At 61.4% G+C, this 12935-nt stretch carries 14 protein-coding genes and 1 pseudogene; 6 read left to right on the top strand and 9 right to left on the bottom strand.

The window, feature by feature from the left end:
• The first annotated feature begins 110 nt into the window (after positions 1–110).
• Entirely contained in the window at positions 111–968 is an 858-nt protein-coding gene (locus ACFFJC_RS19625; protein ID WP_214202526.1) for a MipA/OmpV family protein, read from the top strand.
• A gap of 246 nt (positions 969–1214) precedes the next feature.
• Here ACFFJC_RS19625 and ACFFJC_RS19620 read toward each other — a convergent pair whose 3' ends face one another.
• Complete coding sequence (locus tag ACFFJC_RS19620; protein ID WP_214202525.1) at positions 1215–1562, bottom strand: PaaI family thioesterase; 348 nt, start codon at positions 1560–1562, stop codon at positions 1215–1217.
• Positions 1563–1609: 47 nt separating this feature from the next.
• The gene (locus ACFFJC_RS19615; protein WP_214202524.1) at positions 1610–2020 is read right to left on the bottom strand and encodes a PaaI family thioesterase; all 411 of its coding nucleotides are present in this window, start codon (positions 2018–2020) and stop codon (positions 1610–1612) included.
• Between the two features lie 115 nt (positions 2021–2135).
• On the opposite strand from ACFFJC_RS19615, the gene ACFFJC_RS19610 reads away from it, so the two are divergent.
• From ACFFJC_RS19610 to ACFFJC_RS19590, 5 genes are all read left to right on the top strand, one after another.
• On the top strand, positions 2136–3080 hold the full coding sequence (locus ACFFJC_RS19610) for an MlaD family protein (RefSeq protein WP_214202523.1): 945 nt from the start codon (positions 2136–2138) through the stop codon (positions 3078–3080).
• 120 nt (positions 3081–3200) lie between these two features.
• A complete protein-coding gene (locus ACFFJC_RS19605) occupies positions 3201–3878 on the top strand; it encodes a TetR/AcrR family transcriptional regulator (RefSeq protein ID WP_214202522.1) in 678 nt (225 codons plus the stop codon).
• A complete protein-coding gene (locus ACFFJC_RS19600; protein WP_379489078.1) occupies positions 3878–5476 on the top strand; it encodes an ABC1 kinase family protein in 1599 nt (532 codons plus the stop codon). The genes ACFFJC_RS19605 and ACFFJC_RS19600 overlap by 1 nt, the downstream gene beginning before the upstream one ends.
• A gap of 180 nt (positions 5477–5656) precedes the next feature.
• Complete coding sequence (locus tag ACFFJC_RS19595; protein WP_343222314.1) at positions 5657–6334, top strand: sigma-70 family RNA polymerase sigma factor; 678 nt, start codon at positions 5657–5659, stop codon at positions 6332–6334.
• Positions 6335–6477: 143 nt separating this feature from the next.
• Complete coding sequence (locus ACFFJC_RS19590; RefSeq protein ID WP_214202520.1) at positions 6478–6639, top strand: hypothetical protein; 162 nt, start codon at positions 6478–6480, stop codon at positions 6637–6639.
• A 104-nt stretch (positions 6640–6743) separates the two neighbouring features.
• Here ACFFJC_RS19590 and ACFFJC_RS19585 read toward each other — a convergent pair whose 3' ends face one another.
• The 7 genes and pseudogenes from ACFFJC_RS19585 to ACFFJC_RS19555 all read right to left on the bottom strand — a co-directional run bounded on the left by ACFFJC_RS19585 (position 6744) and on the right by ACFFJC_RS19555 (position 12745).
• Positions 6744–6944 carry a hypothetical protein gene (locus tag ACFFJC_RS19585; protein WP_214202519.1) on the bottom strand — a complete coding sequence of 67 codons (201 nt, stop codon included), beginning with the start codon at positions 6942–6944 and terminating at the stop codon, positions 6744–6746.
• A 146-nt stretch (positions 6945–7090) separates the two neighbouring features.
• Positions 7091–7321, bottom strand: a pseudogene (locus tag ACFFJC_RS19580) (IS66 family transposase); the annotation flags it as partial.
• Between the two features lie 556 nt (positions 7322–7877).
• Positions 7878–8471 (bottom strand): ABC-type transport auxiliary lipoprotein family protein, encoded by a 594-nt coding sequence (locus ACFFJC_RS19575; protein WP_214202518.1) that lies wholly within the window; start codon positions 8469–8471, stop codon positions 7878–7880.
• The gene (locus ACFFJC_RS19570; RefSeq protein WP_214202517.1) at positions 8468–9403 is read right to left on the bottom strand and encodes an MlaD family protein; all 936 of its coding nucleotides are present in this window, start codon (positions 9401–9403) and stop codon (positions 8468–8470) included. The genes ACFFJC_RS19575 and ACFFJC_RS19570 overlap by 4 nt, the downstream gene beginning before the upstream one ends.
• On the bottom strand, positions 9404–10171 hold the full coding sequence (locus ACFFJC_RS19565) for an ABC transporter ATP-binding protein (RefSeq protein WP_214202516.1): 768 nt from the start codon (positions 10169–10171) through the stop codon (positions 9404–9406). It lies immediately after the preceding gene.
• The gene (locus ACFFJC_RS19560) at positions 10171–11262 is read right to left on the bottom strand and encodes an MlaE family ABC transporter permease (RefSeq protein WP_246544413.1); all 1092 of its coding nucleotides are present in this window, start codon (positions 11260–11262) and stop codon (positions 10171–10173) included. Before ACFFJC_RS19560 ends, ACFFJC_RS19565 begins: the two co-directional genes overlap by 1 nt.
• A gap of 262 nt (positions 11263–11524) precedes the next feature.
• Entirely contained in the window at positions 11525–12745 is a 1221-nt protein-coding gene (locus tag ACFFJC_RS19555; RefSeq protein WP_379489077.1) for a Fic/DOC family protein, read from the bottom strand.
• Positions 12746–12935 lie beyond the last annotated feature (190 nt).

Here is a 12935-nt window from a genome sequence, read left to right as displayed (position 1 = left end):
CTGCAACCTTGTAATATGTAAACCGTTTCGTATCATAGACGCTTCGTCTGAGCGTTTCCACCGTGTTCTCACAAAGAACCGAACAGGGGCAGGGAGGCCCACGATTTCTGATGAAAGTGCAAGGTTTGACATCCCTTGGAACCGCGGCGGCCTTTGCATTCGGCCTGGCCTCGGCCGTGCCGGCACGCGCGCAGTCGGAGGACACCGGCGCCCCCGATCGTTCCCGCCTAACGATCGGCGTGGGCGCGGCCACGCTGCCTGACTATGAAGGGGCCGACAAGAACAACATCACCCCCGGAGTGGTTCTGATCGGCAAGGTTGCCGACCATGACTTCTTCACGCGCGGCACTCAACTGTATGTGAACCTGATTCCGAGCCGCTCGGGACCAGGTACCAACGTCGAGCTTGGCGTGATCGGCGCGGCGCGGCTTGACCGGACCAACAAGGTCGACAACCTCCAAGTGCGTGCACTCGGCAAGATCGACACCGCGTGGGAAGCCGGCGGCTATGTCGGGATCAGCCGGACGGGCGTGATCACCAGCGATTACGACACGCTGACCGTCCGCGTGGCCTATGTCCACGACCTGTCGGACGTTCACGACAGCTACGTCGTGACGCCGCAGATCAACTACGCGACGCCGCTGTCCACCCGCACGCTTGTTTCGGTCGGAGCTTCGGCGGACTATGTGGGGAAGGGCTACGGCCGCACCTACTTCGCGGTCACGCCCGCAGGGTCGCTCGCTAGCGGCTTGCGGACCTATTCTATCAATGACAGCGGTTGGAAGCGGTACAACCTGTCCGCCTTCATCCTGCAAAGCCTGAGTGGCGACCTCCGTCGCGGCTTCGGACTCGGGGCCGGCGTGCTCTATGGTCGCATGCTGGGCAAGTACAAGCGCAGCCCTATAGTCAGCGACGTGGGCGATGCTGACCAGCTCGCCGCCGCGGTCGGGCTGACCTACACCTTCTAGATCGCCGGGGGGGGGCGGTCCAGCACCCGGCGGCCGCCACATACAGGCGAGTGACGGTCAGATATAGCCGCTCGCGCTTTCACCAGAGTGAACAGCGCGGGCTGAAAAGCCGTTCGGTTTCGCGAACCTGGAGAATACCCCAAATCCCGCCATCCAGCTCAGCATGGCCACGCACGACCGGCGGGCCGATGGAGCAATCGACTGGCTGAAGAAGCTGGTGTTTTCGGTTTCCGCCGCCTGAAGGCCTCAAGCAACTAGGGCGAATTCAAACTGCGCGGTGCAGACGGGCTCTGCTCTGCCCTCTTGGAACGCTTCAGCCTCCATCGCCGCGACGCGTCGCCCGACGCGTCTGATCGCCGGGGCGGTGCGCAGGGGTGCCTGCCGTGCCGCCGAGAAGAACTGAAGATGGGTGCTGATCAACCGCGGAGGCCGCGAGAGAGCCAGCGTGCGCAGCAGGGTCAACCCCGCCGACAGCTCCAGGAACGAGGTGATCGCGCCACCGTGAAGTGCGGGCAGCATCGGATTGCCGATCAGGTCGCCTGCGGGCTCAAGCACGAAACGGCCCTCGCGTTCCGTCATCATGGCGTCGAGCATCTGGGCGAAGCTGCCCGGCGTCGGGCATGCCGGCGGGCGATCCGGCGTCACAGCGCGACCCGGTTGATCGAGAACACGCCCTGGGCTGTCGCGGTCAGATGGGAGGGGTCGGTGTCCCAGACCTCGGTACGGACGAACGCCAGATGGTCGGTTGCGTCGTAGCAGTGCGCCCATGCCGTTGCAGCACATCGCGTCGCAATGGGACGGATGTGGTCCACCTTCAGGTTTAGCGTCGAGATCGCCAGCCGCTTGCCCAGCCGGGACATCACCGCCACGCCGCATGCCTGATCGATGAGGCTCGTCAGGACACCGGAGGCAAGCACCTCGTCGTCGTCGGCCAGATCCTGACGCCAGGCGATCCTCATCGAGCTTAACCCGTCACCCGCCGAGATCAGCTCGATCGCGAGCCAGTTGCTCCACGGAATCCCGGCCGGTTGCAGCATCCAATCCTCGCCCATGCGCTAGCTCCTCTCGAGCGGTAGTCTCCACCTGGTCGCCCCGGCACATCAAGAGATTATCAAAGGAACAGTACGGTTTACATTCTCGAACCTCGACCTATCCTGTTCGTCGTCCATGGAAACGCGGTCGAACAAATTTCTGGTGCTCGTGGTGACCGGCTTTCTGCTGGGCACGCTCCTGATCTTCACGCTGTGGTTGTTCGATGCGCGCGATGGAGACGGAAATCCCTATCTGATCCGCTTTACTGGAAGCGTTGCCGGTCTGGAGAAGGGGTCGCCGGTGACCTTCTCGGGCGTTCCGGCCGGCCATGTCACGTCGATACGGTTCGACAAGGAGGACCCGTCAGCGGTTCTCGTGACCGTCAGCCTCGAGCCTCGAATCCCCGTCGTCGCAGGCGTGAAAGCGTCGCTCGCACGATCGGCACTTACCGGAACCGCGAACATCAGCCTCGATGGCGCCCGGTCTGGTGCGCCCCCGATCGTTGCGGCGAACGACGGGGAGCTTCCCGTCATCCCCGCCAAGGAAGGCGGGCTCCTTAGCGGCGGAGGGGACCCCGTTGCACTGGTCGAGAAGATCAGCCGCACCGTGGACTCTGTCACGCGCAACCTCGGCGCCGCTCAGCAGCAGCGGGCCAGCGATCGGCTGGCGGCGCTCGCGGAGAGTTCCGCCGGTTGGGCAGACAGGGCCGGAGGGGCGTCCGATAAGCTTTCCGGCGCGCGCGGTCGCGTCGTGGCCGTAGGGAACGCCTTGCAACGATCCGGCGACAGCGCACAACGGTTGAGAGCTGTCCTGGACGAACGTCGCGCGACCGTTCTCGCGAAAGCGAACCGCACGTTGCTGAACGCTCGAGACGGAGCTGAGCAATTTACGGCGCGCGTAGAGGCGGTTCGGCCCACGATCCGCAGCGCGACTGCCAAACAGGCCCAACTGCGTGAGACCATTCGTTCAGCAAGGAACAAGGTCGGTGCTGTCAGGGATACGGCCGTTCGCATCGATCAGGAGGGGCTGGGAGTGGGTGCTCCGTCCCTCCCGACCTACAAGCCGGGGTCACGGCAGTGATCGACCGCGAGACGATAGGACAGTCCTGGGCTGAGCTCGGGATGGCAGGCGGCCGGCCGTCCCGGCGTGATTTCTCGTCAACCGGTCCGGATCGCGCTATCCTCGATCCAGGAGAACGAGATGAGCGATGAAGATAGAAAGGGGCGGCGCCCAAGGAAGATGGGCAGACCGACGACTGAGGCCGCGCTCCGCCTGACCTCACACATCCTCAAGAGCGCCCGCGAACTGTTCTTCGAACACGGGTTCGACGGCGCCAGTGCCGACATGATCGCCGAACAGGCGCGCATCTCCAAGCGGACCCTGTACGCGCGCTTCGGCAGCAAGGCGCGCGTGTTTGAGGCGGTGATCCTCGACGAGATCGACACGCAGCTGCGCGCGCTCGAACCCTCCGGCAGTGATGAACCCGACATCGGCCCGCGACTGCGCGTGATCGCCGATCGCCTGCTCGAGTGGCTCCTGACGCCCCGGATCGCTTCCATGGAACGTGTCGTCATCGCGCAAGCCGTGCGCTTTCCCGCGCTTGCGGCGAACATCCACGATTTCGGTTACCAGCGGGCCGTCCAGTGGGTGGCATCGATTCTCGCCCATGCCAATGCCAAGGGAGAGCTTTCGCTGGCCGACCCAGTATTTGCTGCCGAGCAGTTCGTCACGCTCGTCGTGGTCGCCCCCATGCGCCGTGCAGCGCTGGGGTTGTCTCCGCCAGCGTATGACGAGGCGGCGCGCGATCGTGTCACACGCGGTATCGACCTGTTTCTTGATGGCTGCCGCCCGCGGCAGGGGGATGATTGCAGCGCGTGATGCCCACCACGGACGACGAGCCTCAGATCGGTGAGCGCGCGCGCCTGGCCGAGCTTATCCAGATCATGGGGCGCCACGGCCTGAACGGGCTCGCCTCGCGCTTGGGTCTGCTGCCCGGTCGCTCGGAGCAGCCGGTGGACGTCGGTACGCCCGAGCGGGTCGTCGCGCTGCTGCGGGACCTTGGACCTGTCGCGGTCAAGCTGGGGCAGGTGCTCGCGACCCGTGAAGACCTGCTCGGGCCGGAATGGGTGCGCGCGCTGTCGACGCTGCAGGACCGGGTTACCCCGCTGCCGTTCGAGGCGCTGGAGTCGACGATCCTGACCGCGCTTGGCTCCCCGATCGCGGACGTGTTCGCGAGCTTCGACCGCGAGCCGATCGCCGCGGCCTCGATCGCGCAGGTTCATGGTGCCACCCTGCTCGACGGAACCGAGGTAGTGGTCAAGGTGCGCCGGCCGGGGATCGCGGAACGCGTCGATGCCGACCTGAAGCTGCTCCGCCGCGTCGCGCGGCTCGCGGCGAGGCACTCACCGGAGATTCGCCGCCTCAAGCCCGACGACCTGCTCCGGTTCTTCGCGGAGAGCCTGTCGCAGGAAATGGACCTCAGCGCCGAAGCAGCAGCCTGCGAGAGCATCGGCGCCTTCCTGCAGCCGCTCGGCGTTCGCACGCCCGCCTTCTACTGGGATCAGGTCGGCCGCCGGATGAACGTGCAGGAGCGGCTTAACGGCATGCCGGTCCGCGCGATCCTCGACGGGGCGGGTGAGGGCGGTGCGGACGTCGCCAGCAGATACGCCGATGCGGTGCTGCGGATGATCATGTTCAACGGCCGGTTCCACGCGGACCCCCATCCCGGCAACGTCTTCGTCCTGGCCGATGGGTCGCTGGCGTTCATCGACTTTGGCGCGGTCGGCGTGCTCAGTCCCGCCCGGCGGAACGAGGTTGTCACGCTCGTCCTTGCCATCGCGAGCGAGGACACGCGATCGGTGACGGACGTGCTGCTTCAATGGTCGGGCGAAACCGACGTCGATCGCCAGGCGCTGACCCGCGACCTCGACGCGCTGATCGGCCAGTTCCGCGGGGCAGTACTCCGGCAGATCGAGCTGGCGGACATCTTCGGACGCGTGTTCGCGCTGCTGCGCACCTACCGCCTGGCGCTGCCACCCGACCTCGCCCTGCTGCTGCGCACCCTGCTGATCGCCGAAGGTTTCGTGCGACGGCTCGATCCCGGCTTCGACATCGCGGCGCGCGCCGCACCGATCGCGCGCGAACTGTTGCGGGAGCGGATCGGCCCCGCCGGCCTCAAGCGGGGCGGACGCCGGCTGGCCACGAGCCTTGGCCGTCTGGCCGCCGCCTCGCCCGAGCTGGTGGCCTTCGCCGAGCGGGTTGCGCGGTCGGGCGCGCTGCCGATCGAATTGCAGGGAGGCGCGGTTTCCTCAACTCCGGCATCGCCCCGGCGCGCCGATCCCAACGTCCTGTCGGCCGGCCTGCTGGTCGCTGGCGCGATCCTTCAGCGCGACCATGATGTTGTCGGCGCAATGTTGATGGCGTCTGCGGTGCTGCCTGCAGGCTGGGCTTGGTTTTCGAGCAGGCAGAGGCGCTGACTTCCTGCTGCCCAACCTTCCGCATACCCGATTCCCCACCCTTGCCCTATCGCGCGCTCGTTCGCCTATCGGGCTTCATCGCTGAGGAGTGGAACAATCCAAAGGAGGCGGCGTTCCCGAACAAGTAAACCAGTCGGTGTATAATCGGCACCCCTGGTTCGATCGAGCAAGGGCTTTTGCGTGTCGGAACAACCGGATCACGAACTGCATGTACCGACTGAGGAGTGGCGTGACTTCGGTGCTGCACTGAGCGACCTGATGCCCAGGCTGGCGAGCTACGCGCGATCGCTGGCCAGAAACCCCGATACTGCACAGGACCTTGTTCAGGAAACCTTGCTGAAAGCCTGGCGCAGCCGCGCGTCGTTCGAGCCCGGTACGAATTTGAAGGCTTGGACCTTCCGTATCCTCCACAACTCCTTTCTGTCACAGGTGCGTCGTCGAGGCGCAGGACAAGCGGGCGAGACCGCCGAACTCATCGATGTTCCGGTGGCGTCAAATCAGGAATCGGTCGTGACGTTGAGCGATGTCCGCCGCGTGTGGCCGCGCCTGACGCCTGAGCAGCAGCGGTGCATTCGATTCATCGGGATCGAGGGGCTAAGCTACGAGGAGGCGGCCACAATCGAGCGGGTTCCCGTCGGCACGATCAAAAGCCGCGTGGTGAGAGGGCGGCAGATGCTGCGCGCACTCTTGGATCAAACGAACAGCGTACCAGCCAAGGGAACAGCATCCCGGATCCTGTCGGTCGATTCGCCCCCTCGGTATGAACCTTCGCCCGTTGATGATGCACACTCAAAACAGATCGAACTGCTGCGAAGCTGGCGCGCGAAGCGTGCGGCCGCTCGCTGCGCCGTCGGATGACTTCTTGGGATCCGCCTGATCCCATTTGTGTCCCCTCCGTTTAGACCTGCGATGGACTGCCGTAGCGCCACGAGTTGGTGATAGCACGATGGCGATGCCGGCGGTTCGCGCGATGACGGCATAGCGGGCGGCATGGATGCGTCGTGCCCGATGGCCACGATCCCGATGTCGCGCACCGTGTCGAGCCGTTCGACGATCCCTTTCAGGTTGGCGGCCGATGGTGCTTCTGGCCGGCATCGCGCTGGGATGAGTTGATGCCGTGGGCTTGGCAGCCTGGCGATCCGATGATCGCGCAAGCCGCCTGATACCTCGCAGCAAAACCGCTCATTGCGGGCGTCAAACGATCATGTAAGCTGTCCGCTACGATCGCGTGCGAAGGGAGCTAGCGATGAATCCGATCCTGGTGGGATTAATAGCGGGCGTCCTCTTCGGCTGCGTTGACGTTGCCCTCATGCTGCCGATGGACTTCCCGGACAAGAAGGCCGCTCTCATCGCGGCTTTCTGCAGCCGTTTTGCAATCGGATTTCTGATCCCGCTTATAAGGATGCCAATCCCCCCCTGTTGCCGTCGGTGTGTTGGTCGGATTGCTGATCAGCTTACCAGACGCCATTATCACCAAATCCTACGTCCCCATCCTGGCCAGTGGCATCATCGGCGGCGCAATCATCGGATGGGCCGCGTCCCGATATACCGCGTGAAGCCACAGCTCCTCGCTTAGCGCGCTACGTGGCAGATGCGGCCTTCAGACACCGCTTACCGCTCGGCGATGTTGTTGTCGATCTCGGCCGTGCCCTCGTCGAGGAAGCGGGTGAGCGCCTCCCAGCGCCGGCGGCCATAAGCGAGCGCCTGGGCCATCGCCGATTTGGGCGACAGGCGGCGAAGGGCATTGTCGATCGCGACGCGCAGGTCCTCGATCTGTGGACGGCTGCGCTCCTGCCGGCATCGCTCCCGGACATCTGGCGGCGCGCCTCGTATCTCGTCCTCTAACCCACCTTTTAATGCTGAGCTTGTTGCCGTGAGCTCATCAGAGACGACAGCCTCGGGATATGGCGGCTCCCCGTAAAAAGCCCCGCCGCGCAAACCCCGCATCGATTGCGGTATTCAGGCGACGTTGCGCTGGGGCTGCGCCTGTTATTTCCCTCACCAAGCCACGAAAGGGTATGATCGAGTTGACAATCGTCTTTCCACCAGCTTCCGCTACTTTACCAAGACGATTTTCGTTACGGTCCGCTCCTACATCGAAATCCGGTCCGAGAACATCGTCCAACTCAGCGATATTACGCTTTATCTCGTTGCAGGTGCGGGTCGATGCCCGATCGTATGGGTTAGAAGAAGCGCTTAAGAGAACGGGTGGGATATCCTGCTTTACCGCTCCAACGTCTTTAGCTGGTTGGGAGGCAATAGATCGAACTGAATCCGGTCCGGTATTTTTGGATTCCTTGTGTCCCTCCTGAGCCGCGCCGGCAGACGCAAAAGTCAGTACCAAGATTGTAAAGGCAGCTGAAACTTTCCTCATATCTGTCCCTATCTACTATGATAAAATTCAGATATTCCTGTACCACAGGGTAATCTCTTGTGTGATATTGGAGACACCGGCACGGTAAGCTGCAACGATGGACGTCACTGTAGCATCAGTGGCTCTTGTTCGAGATTCGAAGGACCGCACTGCCACATCACGTGCTGCCCCGCTTGCAACCTCTGCGCGCACGACAATAGTGATCAATGGGGGAGCCTTCAGTCCCTGATCAAAGGTGGCCGTGAACTGCGAAATTTCCGCCGACATGATGTCCGCCGGTTTTTGGAAGTCGCTTCGCGCAACTCGCGTTCGGGAAGACTGCTCCAGCTGGTCAATCAGAGCTAGACGGAACATCTCCGGGACGGGTTGGGACCAACGTGCTTTTGCGAGAGCAGCAACCCGCGAGTTGGCATTGGTTTCAATGCTGTCAGGCCGTAGATTATTCGGAAATGAGAATTGGCGGACAGCAACAACCCGTGCATTGGCATCAGGCTGCCTTTGCGGGGGCTCACTGCGAAAGGAATATAGGTCCGCAGGCTTACCTCCGCCCAGAAGCCCACCAACACAGCCCGACAGCGAGACTAAGAGGAGCGCTGAAGAGATTTTCAACGTATTTTTCACTTTGGCAGCTCCATTTCTCGCGCTTTCCCCCTTCCGAGAACAGAGCGGGGATCTTGCTGTATTTGTCGGGTAAGTCGATCAAGTGACTCGGCAGCCTTTTCCAGCCCACGTAGAGCCCCCGCCACGCGATTACCTTCTGGCCCCTCAAGACCTTCTGCACTCGCGTTCAACTTAGCTATAAAAGCCCGAGCATCGTTCGTCGCGCTCTTCGCATTCGCGGCCGCTTCTCGGATGTCTGCAAAGGCTTGCGTACCATCGCCCTGAATAGCGGTTCTCGCAGCCGCCGCAGCCTGCTCGATGTCACCCGACGCTGAATCAAGGCGACGGATTGCATTTTGAGCATCCGCAAACATTGCCTTTCGACTGTTAAGTTCTGCCGTCACTGATCTGATGTCAGCGAGCATGCCATCGACCTTTGCGATATTTCGGTCAGAAAGTACCCGATTGACCCGATCGAATGATTCAGAAACCTTAGCGAGGGTCTGCCCTCCCGCCTCCAGCACCGAATCCAACGATCCGGGCTTCGCTCTTATTATCGGGGGCTGCTCACGCGACGCATCGCGAAGCAGTGGCCTTGTAGGCGAACCAGGAGTTAACTGGATAATGCTGACCCCTGTCACACCTTGGGACTCTTTTGAGGCAAATGTATCTACCCTTATCGGCGTATCCTCTTCGACCTTCACATCGATAATCACGCGGCGAGAGTTTGATGGATCTACACGAAGCTTTGTGATCTCCCCGACCTTGATGCCATTAAAGTCAACTTCGCTACCTTCGGTTAGGCCGCGCACAGGTCCGTCAAAAACAGCTCGATAATGGTCGAAGCCTTTACCAAATTGGTCATTACCTAGCCAGAGAATGAAGACGATCGCTGCGACCAGCAGACCAACTGTCAAACTACCTACTAGAGCGTAATTGGCATGTCTCTCCATTTAGTTGCCACCCGAGTTGAATCGCCGTGCTCTTCGGCTTTGGAAATAAGAGCGTGTCCATTCGTCTTCAGAATCACGTAGTTTTTCGACTGCGTCAGACGCGACGATTTTTTTGTCCGCCAGAACTGCTACTCGATCAGAGATTTGAAACAGGCTGTCCAGGTCGTGGGTGACCATGACGACAGTCAACTCCAAGGCATCACGCAGCGATACGATCAAGTCGTCAAATTCTGCAGCAGCGAGGGGATCCAGGCCTGCCGTTGGCTCATCTAGAAAAAGAAGCTTCGGGTCGAGCGCTAGTGCACGTGCAACGCCGGCGCGTTTCTTCATGCCGCCTGAAAGTTCTGCCGGCCGCTTATATGCGGCATCATTAGCAAGCCCGACCAAAGAGATTTTCATCTGGGCCAATCGGCTTAGAAATTCGCCTCGGATCTCGGTATGTTCAAGAAACGGCGCTTCGACATTCTCCTGAAGCGTCAGGGATGAAAATAGCGCGCCGTTTTGAAACATCACGCCCATGTTTGATGCAAGCCATTTTCGATCAGGATTATTGAAGATGTCCTGACCGCCTACTACTACCGATCCAGAAATCGGTCGCTGTAATCCCAACATCGTATTGAGCAAAACGGACTTTCCTCCGCCCGAAGCACCAACTATTCCCAGAATCTCCCCGCGATAGACGTCGAGGTCTAAATCTTCGTGGATTACCGTTTTACCGAACGCTGTTTTAAGGTCGCGTACCTCGATCACCCTTTCCCGCTCGGCCATCACAGGTCCAGTTTCATGAAAACGAGGGCGAAAGCCGCATCGAGAAGAATGATAGCGAACAATGCCTGCACGACTGCGGTCGTGACGTTTCTACCCAATACCTCGACGTCGCCCCGTACGGCCATTCCTTGGCGGCAGCCAGTGAGTGCAATGATGATGGCCATTACAGGTGTCTTGATCAGACCAAGCCAGAAATGCTGGAGGTCCACCGTCTGCCGAAGACGCTCTACGAAAAACACTGGTGAAATATCCAAAGAAGCCCAGCTCACAAGCAGGCCACCAAGAATGCCGGCAATCATCGCTGCGACTGATAATAGCGGGAGAGTAATGATCATCGCCAGCACGCGTGGGGTTACAAGCGCCTCTGTGAGATCGACACCCATGACCACCATTGCATCTGTTTCTTGGTTCATTCGCATAGCGCCGATTTGAGCAGCGAATGTAGACGTCGATCGGCCAGCCAGAAGAATTGCCGGTATTAGCACCCCAAACTCGCGCAATACCGACACCCCAACGAGTTGAACGGTAAAGACCGATGCGCCCAAGTTCTGCAATAGGTTCGTGCCGACCAATGCGACCACTGCCCCGATGAAGAATGTCATCGTCATGATGATTGGCAGCGCCTCGAGACTTCCCTGCTGCATCACGCTGACTAGCGCTCGTACGCGTAACCTGCGAGGGTTGATAACCGCTCTTCCAACGCCCACCTCAGAGCGGCCCAGGAACACGATATTACCATATAGCTCGCCCAGCGCTGTAACCACTTTGCGGCCCAAGCCTGTGAAAAAACCGTAGGACTTCCTGGGCTTTTTAGTCGCATGTTCCTGCATCGCTGGGGCAACGATGTCTAAGACACGCCGAAGCTGCTCTGGGACGTTGTCCCCTAAATCTCTGACACCAAGCGCATGAAGGAGCGCAAATGCGCCAGCACTGTCTACCCGCCCTAATTGGCTCCAGTCGATCTGATCAACTGCTGCCAGCGCATGGCCATTGGCGTTTTCTTCTACCGATTGAACCGTAGTGGCCAACCAATCGCCCGAAATTTTCGTTGCGTTGTTTTCGGTAAGAACGGCTGGTTCAGAGACAGGCAAAATGGCACCTATAGCCGTTTACGGTACGGTACGGTATACTTATTGCGAGAGCCTATGCAATAGGGAGTTCGCACTGCACGGGGGGCCGGGCTGAGCTGGCCGCTGCCGCACGGGATGAGCGACGGCGCGCTGGCGCTAAACCGCGAAGCGGGCAACAAGACCGGCTATCGGCGGTACCCCGAAGCCCGACTGGCCCCGGCTCCATCGCGAGATGCAGTGCAAGCATGTGACGCTGCAGATCTTGTTGCGGCCCTCAACACTGTCAGCGGCTACGATCTTTGTCGCGCGGCGCCGGCGATTGCGTCGGCGGCGCCGCGCTTCCTATTTCCGCGTCCAGCGAGCCTCCCGACTTGATCCGGTCAGCGACGAGCTGGCGGGTCGACTCTCCGATCGTCCCGACCATGCGTGCGCTCTCGCCCCGCTCGCGCGCGGTCTGCATGGCGGCATCGACGATCGCCTGCGCCGGCGCAAGGCGAGGATCGGCGTGATTCATCTCGGCAGTGTTCTTCAGAAATGCCGCGGCGAGCCGTTCCTGGCCCGGTGCATGCCCCGGCGGGAGAACCGGCTTTTCCAAGGCTCGGACCGCCCGCTGTAGCTGCGCCTGCTGTTGGGAATTGATCTGGATACCAAGCGCGGCCCCAATCTCCCGCACACGCTCTAGCGGCGTCTGCTGCGGGCTTATAATGGCATCGACCTGCCGCACCCCTAGGTAGGTCAGAAGGTGCGATTGATAGACCGGCCCCTTGGCGTGGCGAACATAGGCAAGCTCGGTGCGTGCGCTCGCGATAGCGGCCGACGACCCATCATCGTTGATGAGGCCACGCAGCCGCTCGGCCGCCTGCTGGCGCGCTGCGGGCAGATAGCGATCCAGTTCCTCGCGCACCTTGGTCAGCGTCAAGCGGTAGCGTTGCCCCTCGGGCGGCGCCCGCTTGGGGAGCATCGCGATCCCGGCGGGACCGATGCGCGCTTCGGGCGCGAGGTCGCGCCGTACTGCTGCGGCCGCGAGGACGGCGGCCATGCCGCGATGATCGCCCGTCAGGAAGCCGTGGCGGGACGCCTCCATCCATTTATCCTTGTCGATCGCGGCGACGCGGATCGGATGCCCCGCCTCGCGCGCGATCTGCGCCGCATGATGGCGCATCGTGCGCCCATTGCCTTCGCGGAAGGGATGGATGGCGTTGATCTCGTTGATGTGATTGCCAAGCCGGTCGAAAAACTCATCTCGCGGAAGGCCTCGAAAGCTATTCTGCTGGCCTACGTCCCCGAACCGCTTGTCGAGTTCGCGCGCAAGGTAAGGGACGGCGGCAAAACTCGATCCTCCCTTGGCTATGTTCACCGTGCGGTCCTGGCCCGCCCAATCGTAGAGGTCTTGAAACAGATGCTTGTGAAGCGCGCGATAGCCCTCAGCGGTCGCCGGAAACGTCAGGCGCGCAGCCTCAGCCCCGCGCGCCAGCATCAAGCGCCGCTCGGCCTCGGTGAGCATTTTATCATCGGTGATCCCCAGCTTGTTCCGAAGCGTCTCGGTGCCGGGATACGTGTAGGGATCGNATAGATGTAGGGATCGCTTGCCAATGTCAGGCAGCGATTTGGCGGGTTCCGGGCTGATAAAGGCTGAGGATGATCGATGCCATGAGGGCAGGCGGAACGCCCTCGTCGAGCATCATCGCGAACAT

This window comes from Novosphingobium soli (assembly GCF_042432915.1).
Classification (GTDB): domain Bacteria; phylum Pseudomonadota; class Alphaproteobacteria; order Sphingomonadales; family Sphingomonadaceae; genus Novosphingobium; species Novosphingobium soli.
The sequence above is the reverse complement of the archived record's forward strand: the minus strand, read 5'-3'. Positions and strand labels throughout refer to the sequence as shown.

Coding starts and splice junctions, on each gene's coding strand:
- ACFFJC_RS19625 (WP_214202526.1), top strand. CDS start 111: ATGAAAGTGCAAGGTTTGACATCCCTTGGAACCGCGGCGGCCTTTGCA.
- ACFFJC_RS19620 (WP_214202525.1), bottom strand. CDS start 1,562: ATGCTCGACGCCATGATGACGGAACGCGAGGGCCGTTTCGTGCTTGAG.
- ACFFJC_RS19615 (WP_214202524.1), bottom strand. CDS start 2,020: ATGGGCGAGGATTGGATGCTGCAACCGGCCGGGATTCCGTGGAGCAAC.
- ACFFJC_RS19610 (WP_214202523.1), top strand. CDS start 2,136: ATGGAAACGCGGTCGAACAAATTTCTGGTGCTCGTGGTGACCGGCTTT.
- ACFFJC_RS19605 (WP_214202522.1), top strand. CDS start 3,201: ATGAGCGATGAAGATAGAAAGGGGCGGCGCCCAAGGAAGATGGGCAGA.
- ACFFJC_RS19600 (WP_379489078.1), top strand. CDS start 3,878: ATGCCCACCACGGACGACGAGCCTCAGATCGGTGAGCGCGCGCGCCTG.
- ACFFJC_RS19585 (WP_214202519.1), bottom strand. CDS start 6,944: ATGGCGTCTGGTAAGCTGATCAGCAATCCGACCAACACACCGACGGCA.
- ACFFJC_RS19570 (WP_214202517.1), bottom strand. CDS start 9,403: ATGGAGAGACATGCCAATTACGCTCTAGTAGGTAGTTTGACAGTTGGT.
- ACFFJC_RS19565 (WP_214202516.1), bottom strand. CDS start 10,171: ATGGCCGAGCGGGAAAGGGTGATCGAGGTACGCGACCTTAAAACAGCG.
- ACFFJC_RS19555 (WP_379489077.1), bottom strand. CDS start 12,745: ATGCTCACCGAGGCCGAGCGGCGCTTGATGCTGGCGCGCGGGGCTGAG.